11 protein-coding genes and 1 pseudogene are annotated in these 13,759 nt (G+C 52.8%); 4 read left to right on the top strand and 8 right to left on the bottom strand.

What is annotated here, in order from left to right:
* Positions 1-310 precede the first annotated feature (310 nt).
* The gene (locus ACIOMR_RS12445; protein WP_401194370.1) at positions 311-1,510 is read right to left on the bottom strand and encodes an MFS transporter; all 1,200 of its coding nucleotides are present in this window, start codon (positions 1,508-1,510) and stop codon (positions 311-313) included.
* A gap of 98 nt (positions 1,511-1,608) precedes the next feature.
* On the opposite strand from ACIOMR_RS12445, the gene ACIOMR_RS12440 reads away from it, so the two are divergent.
* The gene (locus ACIOMR_RS12440) at positions 1,609-2,550 is read left to right on the top strand and encodes a LysR family transcriptional regulator (RefSeq protein WP_177036102.1); all 942 of its coding nucleotides are present in this window, start codon (positions 1,609-1,611) and stop codon (positions 2,548-2,550) included.
* Positions 2,551-2,652: 102 nt separating this feature from the next.
* Here the strand turns inward: ACIOMR_RS12440 and ACIOMR_RS12435 are convergent, their stop codons facing one another.
* Both ACIOMR_RS12435 and ACIOMR_RS12430 read right to left on the bottom strand, forming a co-directional pair.
* Positions 2,653-3,453 carry a GNAT family N-acetyltransferase gene (locus tag ACIOMR_RS12435; protein ID WP_177036103.1) on the bottom strand — a complete coding sequence of 267 codons (801 nt, stop codon included), beginning with the start codon at positions 3,451-3,453 and terminating at the stop codon, positions 2,653-2,655.
* A 385-nt stretch (positions 3,454-3,838) separates the two neighbouring features.
* Positions 3,839-5,335 carry a methyl-accepting chemotaxis protein gene (locus ACIOMR_RS12430; RefSeq protein ID WP_401194366.1) on the bottom strand — a complete coding sequence of 499 codons (1,497 nt, stop codon included), beginning with the start codon at positions 5,333-5,335 and terminating at the stop codon, positions 3,839-3,841.
* Positions 5,336-6,574: 1,239 nt separating this feature from the next.
* On the opposite strand from ACIOMR_RS12430, the gene ACIOMR_RS12425 reads away from it, so the two are divergent.
* Positions 6,575-6,874 carry a hypothetical protein gene (locus tag ACIOMR_RS12425; RefSeq protein WP_401194363.1) on the top strand — a complete coding sequence of 100 codons (300 nt, stop codon included), beginning with the start codon at positions 6,575-6,577 and terminating at the stop codon, positions 6,872-6,874.
* Positions 6,875-7,099: 225 nt separating this feature from the next.
* On the opposite strand, the gene ACIOMR_RS12420 is transcribed toward ACIOMR_RS12425, so the two are convergent.
* Positions 7,100-7,876: a nucleotidyltransferase domain-containing protein gene (locus ACIOMR_RS12420; protein ID WP_401194360.1), complete on the bottom strand. Its 777-nt coding sequence runs from the start codon at positions 7,874-7,876 to the stop codon at positions 7,100-7,102.
* A 47-nt stretch (positions 7,877-7,923) separates the two neighbouring features.
* Positions 7,924-8,052, bottom strand: a pseudogene (locus ACIOMR_RS12415) (DUF6691 family protein); the annotation flags it as partial.
* A gap of 389 nt (positions 8,053-8,441) precedes the next feature.
* On the opposite strand from ACIOMR_RS12415, the gene yiaY reads away from it, so the two are divergent.
* Both yiaY and ACIOMR_RS12405 read left to right on the top strand, forming a co-directional pair.
* Positions 8,442-9,590, top strand: coding sequence for an L-threonine dehydrogenase (gene yiaY / locus ACIOMR_RS12410; protein ID WP_102368759.1), 1,149 nt, complete (start codon positions 8,442-8,444; stop codon positions 9,588-9,590).
* A 397-nt stretch (positions 9,591-9,987) separates the two neighbouring features.
* Complete coding sequence (locus ACIOMR_RS12405; RefSeq protein WP_401194357.1) at positions 9,988-10,914, top strand: DUF4238 domain-containing protein; 927 nt, start codon at positions 9,988-9,990, stop codon at positions 10,912-10,914.
* A 307-nt stretch (positions 10,915-11,221) separates the two neighbouring features.
* Here the strand turns inward: ACIOMR_RS12405 and ACIOMR_RS12400 are convergent, their stop codons facing one another.
* The 3 genes from ACIOMR_RS12400 to ACIOMR_RS12390 all read right to left on the bottom strand — a co-directional run bounded on the left by ACIOMR_RS12400 (position 11,222) and on the right by ACIOMR_RS12390 (position 13,757).
* Positions 11,222-11,518 (bottom strand): HNH endonuclease, encoded by a 297-nt coding sequence (locus ACIOMR_RS12400; protein ID WP_401194411.1) that lies wholly within the window; start codon positions 11,516-11,518, stop codon positions 11,222-11,224.
* A 515-nt stretch (positions 11,519-12,033) separates the two neighbouring features.
* Complete coding sequence (locus tag ACIOMR_RS12395; protein WP_401194354.1) at positions 12,034-12,708, bottom strand: MAE_28990/MAE_18760 family HEPN-like nuclease; 675 nt, start codon at positions 12,706-12,708, stop codon at positions 12,034-12,036.
* Positions 12,705-13,757: a DUF262 domain-containing protein gene (locus ACIOMR_RS12390; RefSeq protein WP_401194351.1), complete on the bottom strand. Its 1,053-nt coding sequence runs from the start codon at positions 13,755-13,757 to the stop codon at positions 12,705-12,707. The genes ACIOMR_RS12395 and ACIOMR_RS12390 overlap by 4 nt, the downstream gene beginning before the upstream one ends.
* Positions 13,758-13,759 lie beyond the last annotated feature (2 nt).

The following is a 13,759-nucleotide window of genomic DNA, read 5'->3' as shown; positions in this document are numbered from 1 at the left end:
CTTCATCGAGCTAAAATTAGCGCTTGAGGACTTCGTCAGGGTAGTAACCGAGCATCTGAACTGGACGCAGATACTCAGACGGCGCTCCGAACAATTTAATCGAGCTGCTTAGAGTGACGAAGTTGAGATTGAGCGGCGGCGTAATATCACCGGCATTGCGTGCCGTCGCTTGAGCCTCATCGAGTGCCTCGGAGATGCTGTTGATTGCAGCTCCGGAACACTCCGAGGAAGGCATCACACAGCATTTGTGTGAACTGGCTTGCCTGCATTTTGGCTGAGCCGAATTCGGACTAAGCGGCAGTAAAACCGGTCAGGGCTTGGACAAGCTCCTGAACCCAGCTTGGCCACCCACCTTAACAACCAACCAGGCCAGCAGCACCAATCCCAAGGTTGCCCAGGGGATCGATCCCACGCCTGTCGTCTCAAGCAGTACACCGCCCACTACGGCACTGCCCGCAAACGCGAGGTTCAGCACGGTCACCAGCATCGACTGAGCCACATCGGCACCGTCGGCAGCAGCATTCGCCAAAGCTGTCTGTAGCAGGGTCGGTGCACCGCTGTAACTCAGGCCCCAGGCAGCCATCGCCAGATAAACCGCTATGGCAGGCAGGCCACCCAACGCCAATGTCAGCGATACCAGCGCAAACCCGGCCAGGCTCAACAGCACCAACCGCCGCAGCCAGCGGTCAATCAATAGCCCAGTGAGCCAGATACCCACGAGAGCCGCAATGCCGAACGCAAGCAATGCCTGCTCGACCTGTCCATCCAACCCGACCGATGCCAGGAATGCCGCAATATAGGTGTAGAGCATGTAATGAGCCATGATCCACAGCATAACTACCGTCAGCACCGGTCGCACGCCTGGCCTGCAAAAAACGTGACCCAGGGACAAGCGCTGGCCAGCCCGTTGCCCGGCAAAGTCAGGGACATTCAGCCGAATCCAAACCATCAGCGCCAGGCTCAACGCCGCTAGCAGCCCGAACACATTGCGCCAACCGATCTGTTCACCCAGCCAGGCACTCAGTGGTACGCCCAGCGCCAAGGCGACGGGGATACCCAGCATAGCCACTGCCATCGCGCGGCCTTGCAAGGGCGCGGCGACCATGCGTCGCGCATAACCGGCCAACAGGCTCCACGCCACACCAGTGGCGACCCCGACGATCAGGCGCGCGACCAGGGTGAGGGCAAAATACGGCGACAAGGCAGTTACCGCGTTGCACAAACAGAACACCCCCACTGTCAGTAATAACACAAGGCGCCGTGGCCAACCTTGCAAGGCCAAGGTCAAGGGAACGGCCGCCAGCCCGGAACCGAGGGCACACGCGGTGACCCATTGCCCCGCCCATGCCTGGGAAACCTCAAACGTGTCGGAGATGTGTGGCAACAGGCCGGCGGGTACGCTCTCGTTGGCAGTGGCGATAAAACTCGCGGTGGTCAGGGCCAGTAAGCCAGTGATAGGTAGTTCTGAGGACGGCGGGGGGGGGGGTTGAATCGATTCTTCGCGGTTCATGAGCTTGCTCGAAAAACAGGTGAGGCCTGATTGTGATGAAGTGTCTGTGATTTGATAATTGGTCTAGAATTTGATGCTTAATCAAATCTGGATTGAAGATGGCCACTGATCGATTGGGGGACATGCGCTTGTTCGTTGAGGCTGCCGACCTCGGCAGTCTTTCAGCCGCTGGACGCAAGTTGGGGTTGTCGCCGGCGGCGGCCAGTGCACGGTTGCTCAAATTGGAGGCGGCACTGCATACCCGCTTGTTTGATCGCACAACCCGTCAACTGCGGCTGACTGATGAAGGCCGGTTCTATCTGCAGCAATGCTGGGTCGCTTTGCGCGCCATTGATGAGGCGGAGGCGGGGTTGCAGGCGAGTCAGCAGGAAGTACGCGGTAAAGTCCGTCTGTCTGCCTCTACTGACTTTGGCCGTCACCTGCTTAATGACTGGCTCGAGACCTTTTGCGCGCAGCATCCGCAGTTGAAGGTGGCGCTGACCTTGTCGGACGCTATGTCTAACCTGGTACAGGACGATGTCGACCTGGCCATTCGTTTCGGCCCACTGCGTGATAGCTCGTTGATCGCCCGGCAACTGGCACCCAACTGGCGGGTGCTTTGTGCCTCGCCGGACTACCTGGCGAGCCACGGCGAGCCGCAGACGCCGGCCGAGCTCACCGGGCATAAATTTATTCTGCTGGTGACTCCGGCGGGTCCTTTAAACACCTTTCATTTCAGGGTGGACGGCCAGACATGGAACCACAGTGTGCCATTGGAAAGCGCCTGGGAAACCAACGATGGCGCCGTGGCACGTGCTTGGGCATTGGCCGGTCATGGCATTGCACGCAAGACCATTTGGGACGCAGCAGCGGATATCCGTGCCGGGCGGTTGAAGGTGCTGCTGCCTGACTATTGCGTAGCAGAAGCTGGGGTGTTTGCGGTGCTGCATGGCAATCGGTACCGAATTGCCAGAGTGCGGGTCCTGTTGGACTTTCTGGTGGAGCGTTTCAAATGTGCCACCGAGGAACTTCTGCGCGACGTCGATGTGCCGAGGTTTTAAATGAATATGAACAGCTCTGGCTGACTTACCATTTTCGCCATAGGCGCAGCAGCTTTTTACATCTACCGTTCGCACAAGCGGAAGGTAGATTACGAATCTGTTTCAACCATCTGCCAAGCGGTACAGCGCCTGAGCATGAGACGCCGCCAGCCCAATGCGCTGCAAATTACGGCGACTCTGTGAACTTGGAAGCGCAGTTGCAGCAATCACCAGGCTGCCGTGCTTCTTTGCTTGCTCTATCCGGTGAGATATCAGCGCTCCATGATAGCCCAAGCCTCGTGCATTTTTTCGAGTGGCAGCCGTGCCCAGGTAGGCAACGCCATTGCTGGCCAGGTACATCAACGCGCCTGCAACGACTTGCCCATCAGCTTTAAGGACGTAGATTTTCAGGCGTTCATTCGACATCAGTCCTGCAAAACAAGCCTGGCTCAACTGACGATGCTCTGGCTTGGTATGAAAGCCACTCGCATGAACTGCCGCGAACTCCGGGAGAGAGTCTGAAGTGGCCTCTTCGATGTTGAATAATTGGGGGGTCAACACCGCATCCTCGATGGGGCACGCAAGCTGCAGATGCGTCCACCCCCTCAAACGCTCGAATCGCTCCTCACCCACAAAAGCGAATTGCTCCAACGTCGAGGCTTTCCCGATAAGGGGCGTTACTGTTGAATACTCCGCTGACTCCTTGAGCAAGCTCAGCAGTGAAAGGGGGTTGCCGGTGCTGTCACCGTAGATACGATTGAACATCGGGCTAGGTGTTGCCTTCACCTGAAAGCACGGAAAGGCCCCATTGAAAAACACACGAGCACCAAAAGGATTTCCACTAACCCGCGACAAGCTCTCAACGCGGGAACACAAGTACTCGCTTTCTGCGGCTTCGATGGCATGCGCCCATTCAACATCCATGTGCATCGTCTCTTTGCAAGATTTCCAGGGAAGGTAGCGGTAAATCAACCCCTACGCACCTGCGAGGGCAGTGAAATAGATTGTCAGGCCAATGGGAGAAGTTTGGGCATCTGCCACAGAAGAGACATCGCTTGGCTTGTCGATAATCGACCCGGCTGCGTACATGCTCAAAGCCAATCCGATGTGCGATGACTTGATGGAAGAGGCAAGCCGCTATGCGTTATCCGGCCCACGCTCAAAATGAACACGCCACGTCCAAATAAAGGAGCAGAAAGGGCCCGATTCATTTGATTGAAACCCGATCTGCCCGTAGCGACGCTCACGCCTGGACTAACAATCCGCGTCAGAAGCAGGGCTTGAATCAAGCACCGGCCGATGCTCCCACTCACTGATGAAACCGGCGCCCCAGCGCATCCAGCCGCACCGCAATCGGCGGTAACCGCTCACTGCTCCTGGCCAGCGTCTCCACATCCTGCGCCGTATTCTGCGCAATGCTCTGCACCGACTGCAGCCGCCCGACAATCTCCACATTCGCCGTGGATTGCTCACGGGTGGTCGACACAATCCGCCCATTCAACTGATCGATCTGCGAAATATCATTGCCCACCGCCCGCAGCATCTCCACCGCCAATTGGCTGTCCTCCACGCAGCGCTCCACGCCCTGGCGACTGTCGTGCATGGCCTCTACCGCTTGCCGGCTGCCGTGTTGCAGCCCTTCAATAATCGTCTTGATCTCCTGGGTCGACACCGCCGTGCGCTGCGCCAGGCTGCGGACCTCATCGGCGACCACGGCAAACCCGCGCCCTTGCTCACCCGCGCGGGCGGCTTCGATGGCGGCGTTGAGGGCCAGCAGGTTGGTCTGGTTGGCGATGCTGTTGATCACCTCCAGCACCGAGCCTATTTGTTCGGCCTGCACGGCCAGCCCTTCGACCGTCTCGTTAGTGTCGTGGAGGCGGGTGGCGAGTTGAGTGATTTCCAGCTGGGCGCGGCCGACGCTTTCCTGGCTACGGATGATCTGCTGGCTGGCTTGCCCCGCGTGCTCGACGGCATGCTCAACGTGCACGGCGATATGGCCCATGGCATCTTCCATGCGCTGCATGGAACCGGTCATCTGGGCGATTTCCGCCAGTTGGTGGCGCGCGCCTTTTTCCAGGGTGCCGCTGGCGTGAGCCAGCTCCTGACCGAGTTGGCCGAGGCCGTGGGAGTCGCGGGCGACGCCGTCGATCAGGCCGGTGATCTGGGTCAGAAAGTGATCGAAACGGGTGGCAAGGGAGACATGCACTTTTTCCGGACTGCCCTTGACGGCCTCACCGCTGAACTGCGTGGTGACGGCGAGCATTTTTTCGAGCATTTCCTGGCTTTCTACCGCTTCGGTCTGGCTGTGCACCGCGAGGTAGAGCAGGGCGACCGTCTCCATCACCACGTAGAACGCGTGGACGAAAATCATGCTCCAGCCGCCGTGATGCTCCATCACAAACACCGGGAAACCCTGATGCTGCAACGCATGAAACGCCACGTGGTGCACCGCGATGGTGACGGCGGCCACCAGGATAGGCAGCCAGTCGCGGTAGAACGTCAGCACCGCCAGCAGCGCGAAGATACCGAAGTGCGATTCGATGACACCCTGGGCCTGGTTGATGTGCAACGCCGCCATCACCATCAGCCCAACGCCAAGGGCGCAACGCATCAGGCGGGTGCCGCCGATGACGCGATAGGCCAGGGTCAGCACCACGCTGGTGCCGCCGCCTATGAAGAGCGCTTGAAGCAGCGTGTCGTGCCAGAACGCCAGGCCGAGGGAGAAGAGGGTCATCAGCCAGATCAGGGCGAGCATGATGCGGTCGGCTTTGCGGTAGTGCTCGATGAAACGGGCTTGGGCAGGCATTCACTCGTACTCCATGTGGACGGGCCGGGGTGAGGCAAGCATGCGACGTGCCATACGGGCATGCGGGGAGCGAATCGGGTGTGGGGGAGCGGGGGGTGGTTGGTGGTAGGAGGTTATCGGCGGTGTTGGGTGGGGCTTTAGGGGGGATAAGCCAGAAGCTGCTTGTTACGAGGGGCTGCAATCGGCCAAAAGCGGTAAGTCATGATCAACTGCTATAGACCCATAGCTGCCGGTGAAAGCCGTCAGAAAACGGCCAGAAGAAGTGGCCAATGGATAGCACGAACCTGCTACGCTGAGTCCTCACAGGAGTGGGAGTCTGCCTTCATCCATAGGTATGTCAGTAGTCGGGTACAGGCACCATGCATCATATAATCGGCTTATATACCTCGGAAAAAACAGAGCATTTGTGGTCCCTGGACGCAGAAGACCGAATTGTTTTCAGATCTGAATGCTTTCATACGCTTGGGTATTTTTCCCTTATAGCACCTGCTTTTGAACGATATGCACAAAGAGATGCAGGGATAGGCATTGAATCAATGAATGTAATGTTCCGCTTGAGAAATGACGATTTAGCTGACGTATTGGCAATTTTGAAAGATCTCGAAACACAACTCTGTCAGCAACCAAAAAGTTGGCAGGAGTATCTCGGTGAAATTCAACATCCAAGGCAAGATAAGCGGCCAATCAAACCGCTGTTATTCAGACGTCGAGCCGTTCGGATTGTCCAAAGATTGCGAGCGTTAATGCTCAAAGCCCAAGTCCACGATAAATGCTTAGTATATGGAAATGGTGTTTGCTATCGAGCACTGAGCGGCACAAAGATGTCGCCCGGTACCGTGTACTCCTAGAGCCGAGCCTACGGTTCAAGCGTTCGCTTCATTCGTCCGGGACGGGATAAACCCCACCCGTTAATCAAACGAAAGGATCCAGCCAAGTGGCTGCTTCTGGCCGATAGCAGCCGGTCGTTCCGTAGGCTGCACGCCATCTGTGAGCTGGCAGTATCGGCCCGAGGAGGGGAGATCAAAGTTGATCCAGGCGCGGCCATTTGCATGTGGAACAGCAGGATCAGTCATGTGATTGCCCTTCTCGGCTCGTACTGTCCGCCTTCAATCGTCAATTGTCCTGGTTCTAACCGGGACGTGCTTAACCACCATTAGCCCGGTTGAACTGCCAACGCGTGGAACGACCCGCTATGCAGGCAAGTCTACCTGTATCTACTCATGGGTAAGGTACAGCGCAATGGATAAGACAATCACCGTCGATCAACTAGCGACCACCGACCTTGGATCAATCAACGAAATATGGCTTGGCGGGACGCATACCCAGCTATGCCTATGGCGTGGCGAACAGGTCTTCACCCACGAGATGATGAGCGAGGGCACCCACGATCAGAATGTCCAACGCCTATGCTTGCAGTTGGTCAACCCTGACGATCAAACCGCCTTAGCCAGCGTTGAGGTAATTGTGCGCGAACGGCTGAAAAAAATGGGGAAGGAGGGCGAGTTTTATCCCGCAGAGGAGGCTGATACTCATCAATAAGAAGAGGAGTATCGGCCATTTATGGGGAGTTGATCCAAGGCCTGTTGTCGCTTGGAGGCGTATCTTTCGATGGTGATCCTGGATCGCTTAGGGTGACTCACTCAATTCAGTAACACCACGGAGCAGCCAACAGGTTATGGATATCGAATTTCGCGGTAATGGCATGCGTGATAACCCGTCTGTAGGTACATGAATCGCCCCTGATTTCATAGGCGCGTTATGGATTCAACCGGTTTGTGTAGCCATCCAGGTCAAAAAATCATGGAGCTGAGTCGTAAATTTCTTTGGCTTGGCATCCGGGTTCCTTGCCTGGGACAAGAAAAAAGAGATCTGCATTCTCATACTCGGGTAATGCTGAACAAACTGCTCGACAAGCTCTTCCAGTGTTTGCGGCCACATCAGGTCCTGTTCAGAGCGAAGCACTTGAGTTGACCGGATGAGTTTGCGCGAAGCTTCTCGCTGCAAGCGCAGCGATTGCGTCGGAGTGGTCGCCTGGTCGATAAGGTCGGCATACCGGGTCAGTACGGATTCAAAGTCACCATTCACGGCAATGGCGATATCGCGCGACGGCTTGAACCGGTCGAAGCGTTGGGTCAGATCATTGCCCCATAAGCGACGACAGTGATGCTTGAGCCAATACCCCCAGCTCAATCGATTGTCAGGTGCCAATACTTCAGCACGACTACCGATATCGAAATCGATCTTGGTGACTTCGGCATGCCGACTTTCCAGCGTGCGCCTTTTCGACTCCAGCATTTCCAGATCCTGCGAGGTAGGAGGGCTGTGCAGAATAAGGGTTAGGTCAAGGTCAGAAACCCCCGGCACGGCGTCGCCTCTAGCGACACTGCCATAAAGATAAATCCCGTCCAGCAAAGGTTCCGGCCGCGCGAGCGTCATGCAAACGTCCGTCAGCAAAGCCTGAAACTGTGGCTGCGTCTCGACGTTGGACACGGCGAGGATATAACCGTCCGCATCAATGCCACGAGGTTGGAGTCGTTCCATGAAGCCGTCCGTGAGTGGTGCTCAGTAAAAATCGGGGTCAAACCCCATCAAGACGTGCGCCGGCCTTCCAGGCTGGAAAACACGTACATACCCGCCAGCATCGCCACTACGAAGATGAGAATTTGCCAGTGCCCGGTAAACAGAAGGGCGACCGCAGGCCCAGGGCAGATACCCGAGAACAAACACGCTGACGGACAGCCCGATCAAGGCGCCTGCGCCTAATGAAGCCCAAGGCGTGAAGTTGATCCAAGCAATGCTCATTTTGCAGTTCCTGCACAGGAGAGTGGGTGAGGGCTGTTGATCAGCGAACCATCATAACCATCCGTGCGGGGCTGGGTCTGCGCAAGTCAGATTTTGCTGCCGCCCCCCATGGAATGGTGAAGCCCTGCTTCCAGTACTAAAGGAGGTGTCAATGCCCGCTAAAGGACCATTTCGGTCTGACGCCATAGGTTTAGGCTCAGCTTTGTGATCGTCAACGATGACAACAAGAGGCGCCGCATCACCTGCGAGATGAGTAGAAAACCTCACTGACTCCCGTGTCTCCATAATAAAAAGAGGATTTATCATGAGTAGCACCTTCTTCATTCCTTCCGTGAACATGATGGGCATTGGCAGCCTCGACGAGGCGATGCTCGCAATCCGCAAGTACGGGTTCCGCAAAGCCTTGATCGTCACCGATGCCGGCCTGGCCAAAGCCGGCGTGGCGGCCAAGGTCGCTGGCCTGTTGGCCCAGCAAGACATCGACTCCACCCTGTTTGACGGCGCCAAACCGAATCCGACCGTCAGCAACGTGGAGAAGGGCCTGGAACTGCTGGCCCGCAGCGACTGTGATTTCATTATTTCCCTGGGCGGCGGTTCCCCCCATGACTGCGCTAAGGGCATTGCCCTGTGCGCCGCCAACGGCGGGCACATCAGCGACTACGAAGGCGTGGACCAATCCGCCAAACCACAAATGCCACTGATCGCCATCAACACCACCGCCGGCACCGCGAGTGAAATGACCCGTTTCTGTATCATCACCGACGAAGTCCGCCACGTGAAAATGGCCATCGTCGACCGCAACGTCACCCCTCTGTTATCCGTCAACGACCCTTCGCTGATGGCCGCCATGCCCAAAGGCCTGACCGCCGCCACCGGCATGGACGCACTGACCCACGCGGTCGAAGCCTACGTGTCGACCGCAGCCACGCCGATCACCGATGCCTGCGCACTCAAGGCCATCGAACTGATCTCGGCCAACCTGCGCACCGCCGTTGCCCAGGGTGACAACATGACCGCCCGGGAAAACATGGCCTACGCGCAATTCCTTGCCGGCATGGCCTTCAACAATGCTTCGCTGGGTTACGTGCACGCCATGGCGCACCAGCTGGGCGGTTTCTACGACCTGCCTCACGGCGTGTGCAACGCGATCCTGCTGCCCCATGTGTCGAGCTTCAACGCCAGCGTGTGCCCGGCCCGGTTTAAGGATATCGCCCATGCGATGGGGGTTGAGACTCAGCAGCTCGATGCGGAGAAGGGTGCTGCGGCGGCTATCACGGCCATCCGTAAACTGTCTGCGGATGTGGGGATTCCGAGCGGGCTCGTTGAGCTGGGTGTGAAGGCTGACGATATTCCGACCCTGGCAGCCAATGCCATGAAAGATGCCTGCGGTTTTACCAATCCGCGCCCTGCCAATCAGGATGAGATTGAGCAGATTTTTCATACGGCGATGTGATTGATGTGAAGTGATGCTGGAGAGAACGCCCCGCCTTTGGTTGAAGTGCGGGGTGTTTGGGTTTTGTTAACCGATAGGGTTGAAGGGGCTCACTGGCTGGCCGGCGGTGTGTCAGGAGGGGCAACTGTCGGCCAATAGCAGCCAGCCACTAGAGGCTGCTTTCGACCACTAGATGCACCTCGCAGCGGACAGCTGACGGCCATAAACGATCATTCAGCCATATGCTTTTAGCATCCCATATCAGGCAATTTGAAAATTTATTTTGCCTAATCCGACGTTGCAATTGTCCACGCCCATCTTTCCCTCACAGTAATTCTCATACGAACAACGACATTTTTAGGGTTGTCGAATAAATCTATGGTATTTTTTTGTATTATTTATACTCAGGAGCGAAAAATTGAGTACCTCAAGACATCACCATTATCTATCCCAGTGTTACTTAAAGGGTTTCACGCAAGGTAGCGCTAAAAAATCAAAGCTCCTAGTTTTGGACTTAAAGAGCAATAAGAAATTTGAATCAACGCCAAGAAATATTGGCGGCACTCGCGATTTTAATCGTGTGGAAATTAATGGCATAGATCCAGAAATTATTGAAAAAACACAATCCAACTTTGAGAGTAAAGCAGCAACGGCACTCAAAAAGCTTGAAGAAACTTCTGATTTTTCTGGTGAGACGAAGGGTATAATTTTAGAATTGATTGGTATGTTAGCAATCAAGTCCCCAGAGATGCGAGAGCATTTGGCTAAACCACAAGCCCAGATTGCAAATCACATAATGGCAATGACTTTTGAGTCAAAAGAGCGTTGGGACTTTCAGGTTGCTCAAATCAAAAAAGATACAGGTGAGGATGTTTCAGGAGGTAAGACCTTTGAAGAGATGAAAGCTCTATATGAGCAAGGTGCTTTTAAAATATCCGTATCCAGAGAGCATCAGATACATGTGGAGCTGGTTGGAATGCAGAGAATCACAGAGTTACTTCATCAAAGAAATTGGATTGTATTAGAGGCTGGCGACGATGCGGGAGAGTTTATTACCGCTGATAATCCTGTTAGCTTGACCTTTCATAATCCGGCATCATTCCCTTTTATGTCACCTGGATTTGGCTCGCCAGATACAATGGTCTATTTTCCGGTATCCAAGAGTCTTGCTTTGATTGGGGAGTTTCGCGGAGCAGATGGCGTAAAAACGACAAATAAACATCTAGTGGCAATGTTAAATAGCAAGATTATCGCAAACAGCTACCAGCGTGTCTTTGCATCCAAAAGCAGTTTTAATTACATCGCCAAGGGTGGTGCTATGCAGTCGGGTAATAAGTTGGTGTAACCAATCTCACAACTTATTAAAGCCGACGCCGCCTCACGGAGCGGCTTAATCCAGACGCACGCGATTACCGAAGTGTTTGAAGATAGACGGCCGAGAGTGACCGATACCGGCCTAAAGCTGTGAACCACCTGATGAGGTTTTCCTCGTCGCCATTTTTCGATATTGTATGTAATTCCACGCACATTCAGCGAATAAAAAGATTCGTGGGTCACCTATCGGATTTAACCGGTCGATACAATAGCGTGACCGAAAAAACGAACTTTTAGAAAAAAACACTCAAATCATTAGATGTCATAGTGTGAGAAAATTAATATAGTTCACAACGAGTATGCATGATATTACGTGAAAACCTCGCGGCACGAAGAATGGCTCGATCACTCCAATCAGAAACTTTTGCGAGAGAAGGGGCATAGGAGTGACGCAAGTCTGCTAAATCGTAGAGTTCTCTGTTAGTTTCTGCACCCATATGCTGATTACAAGTCTCGCATAGAGTTACCAAGTTCCTAGGACTAGTTTCGCCGCCTCGGGAATAGGGCATAACGTGCTGCCGGGTTAACTCTGCGCTACATTTGCACAGCAAACACTTATTACCATCGCGCTCCACGATTTTTTCTTTGAACTTGCCACGAAATGTTCTTTTTCGTACGGATGGCGATTCCAGTGCTACGTCCGTGAACGAGCCGAAGGGGAAATGAGGCAGTCGCGTTTTTTGATCCACTTACTCATATGTTTCCGGACAAAATCTCTCTCGGCTAAAACCCATCCCTGTATGCAAGTCCAGTCATAAAAGCTTTCTTCATCGTGAACCTCAAAATATGTCAAACCAAGCTCTTGCAATTCTGCGGCGAACAATCCAGAGTCGACAACTCTTGACATCCGAGCTTCTAAACCACCCAAGCCAGGCGCGCTACCAAGCGTGAAAGTTGAGAAATAACCGTAACCACCGCATACAAGCTTGAGATCGAAAGCATACGCTGAGTTCATTTCTATCACCGTCGCAAAATAGCATTATGAATTGTCAATCGATACATCCAGCCCAAGCATAGAGCACGCTGTATTAGTCCAGCGAGCTGAATCCAAGAAGAATTTACCTTAAGGGTTTGGCCCCTAAAACCGCACCTAAACTGCAATAGAGTATTTGGAATTCGCAAGATAATCTGTTACGTTTGATACATATGAGTCTAAAAAAACAAAAACCTTTTCCATGGCGTTTTTTAGTTCTGAAGGGGTTGAGTCCTTACCCACCTCTGAGAAGGATTTATTCCCATGAGCCAGCCAGTTCCTATTATCTTTTACTGTCTTTAAATCCCGTCCGTCTGCGATTGTTTCTATTCCGTATTTCCGGCACACAGACCGAACGCCCTCTGCATCAAGATTTCCAGATACTCCTGCAATGAAATCTTGAAATGCAGGACTGCTCTCGGTTCTGCAAAGGCAGTAAACCTCATAAACCTTACTAATCAAAGAATCTCGGGGCGTGGCAGTTATTGATTCGTGATGTGATTGCCACCAGATCTCTTGGAGTTTTTCATTGAGTTCAAGAAAGGATAGCCCCTCGTCACTAATTTTATGATAAATGCTTCGCACGCCTTCACGCACGGTAGCTTCGACGAGATTATAAAGCACAAGATAGAACGTCGCTTTTAAAGTAGTAGCTTCCAGCAAACTGATCTGATGAGAGCGCCCATCATCATTAATTAGCGTGACATTATCTCCACTGATAAATGCCGCCAATCCTAGATATGACCTTATCTCTAGCTTTCTTTTTTGATACTCCTCAAGAAAGTGATTCATACTTGATCACCATTTAGAATGTACTCCTTTACATAGTTGATCCTTGCTCTCAATCTTGGACCGGAGTTGCTTCCATGAGATGTAGTGAGAACTGAGAACTCTTTACTTGAAGTTAGTAAACCCCCATCGATTGGTGTGAGCTCTGGCTTTTCAATCAGGGCTAGGTTTGACCCAATAGCTAGTGCCTCAAAACGAACTCGCGGTGTGGACGTCGCAGTTGCAGATTTAGCAAACCCTCCCTCAAAGGAACCCTCAACAAAATCCAACATTCTTTTAAAACTCTGCCAAAGCTCCTCCTCAATATAGTTAGCGTCATTCATCTCTATAAGGTATTCGTTCAGAAAACCTTTAACGCTATGCTTAAATTCGGCATACCTATCGCTATAGGCAAAGTACCGCAAGACCAGTTCCTCGTGCTCACGGCGAGACTTTGAACTTTCCGATATAGGGCAAAGCTTTATAAACTGCTCATCACTTGCGCATCGCTCAATAAACTTAGAAAATTTACCCGAATAAGCCCCGCGCCTAATTTCAGAGGCCTTTAGTTCTTGGCTTCCCGTATTAATCCTCTCAAACATATCAAGTCGAACACCGAGACTTACCGAGGAGGGAAGCACTACCATTCTCATAGTACGATCCAAGAATTTATTCTGTTGAGAAGTTGGTAAATCCTTGAAGTAGAATCCCTCTAGCAGATCTAATCGATCTAGATTTTTTAGTTGGTGTTCATTGTCGATAAATTGCTTTAGAGTTTGTATTCTTTGGGCGCCATCAAGAATTTCAACTGTTCCATCTTCGCACTGTACCCCAAACATAAATGGAATAGGTAGTCCCATAAGTACGGACTCAATGAATTTTGTTTTTCGTTGCCCTTGCCATACAAAATTCCTCTGATAAGGCGGAACAAATAATTTTTTATCATTGAATCTCTTTACAATTACTTCTACAACATACTCCTTTGTGTCATAAGCAATTGTGGACTGAAAGCTAGAGATTTGCTCATCTACAAGCGCCAGATCATCTTTTTCCATTTCAATTATGTTTGTCAATG

This window comes from Pseudomonas sp. NPDC087814 (genome assembly GCF_044742865.1).
Classification (GTDB): domain Bacteria; phylum Pseudomonadota; class Gammaproteobacteria; order Pseudomonadales; family Pseudomonadaceae; genus Aquipseudomonas.
Note: the sequence above shows the minus strand (reverse complement) of the source record. Positions and strands in the feature narration are given on the sequence as shown.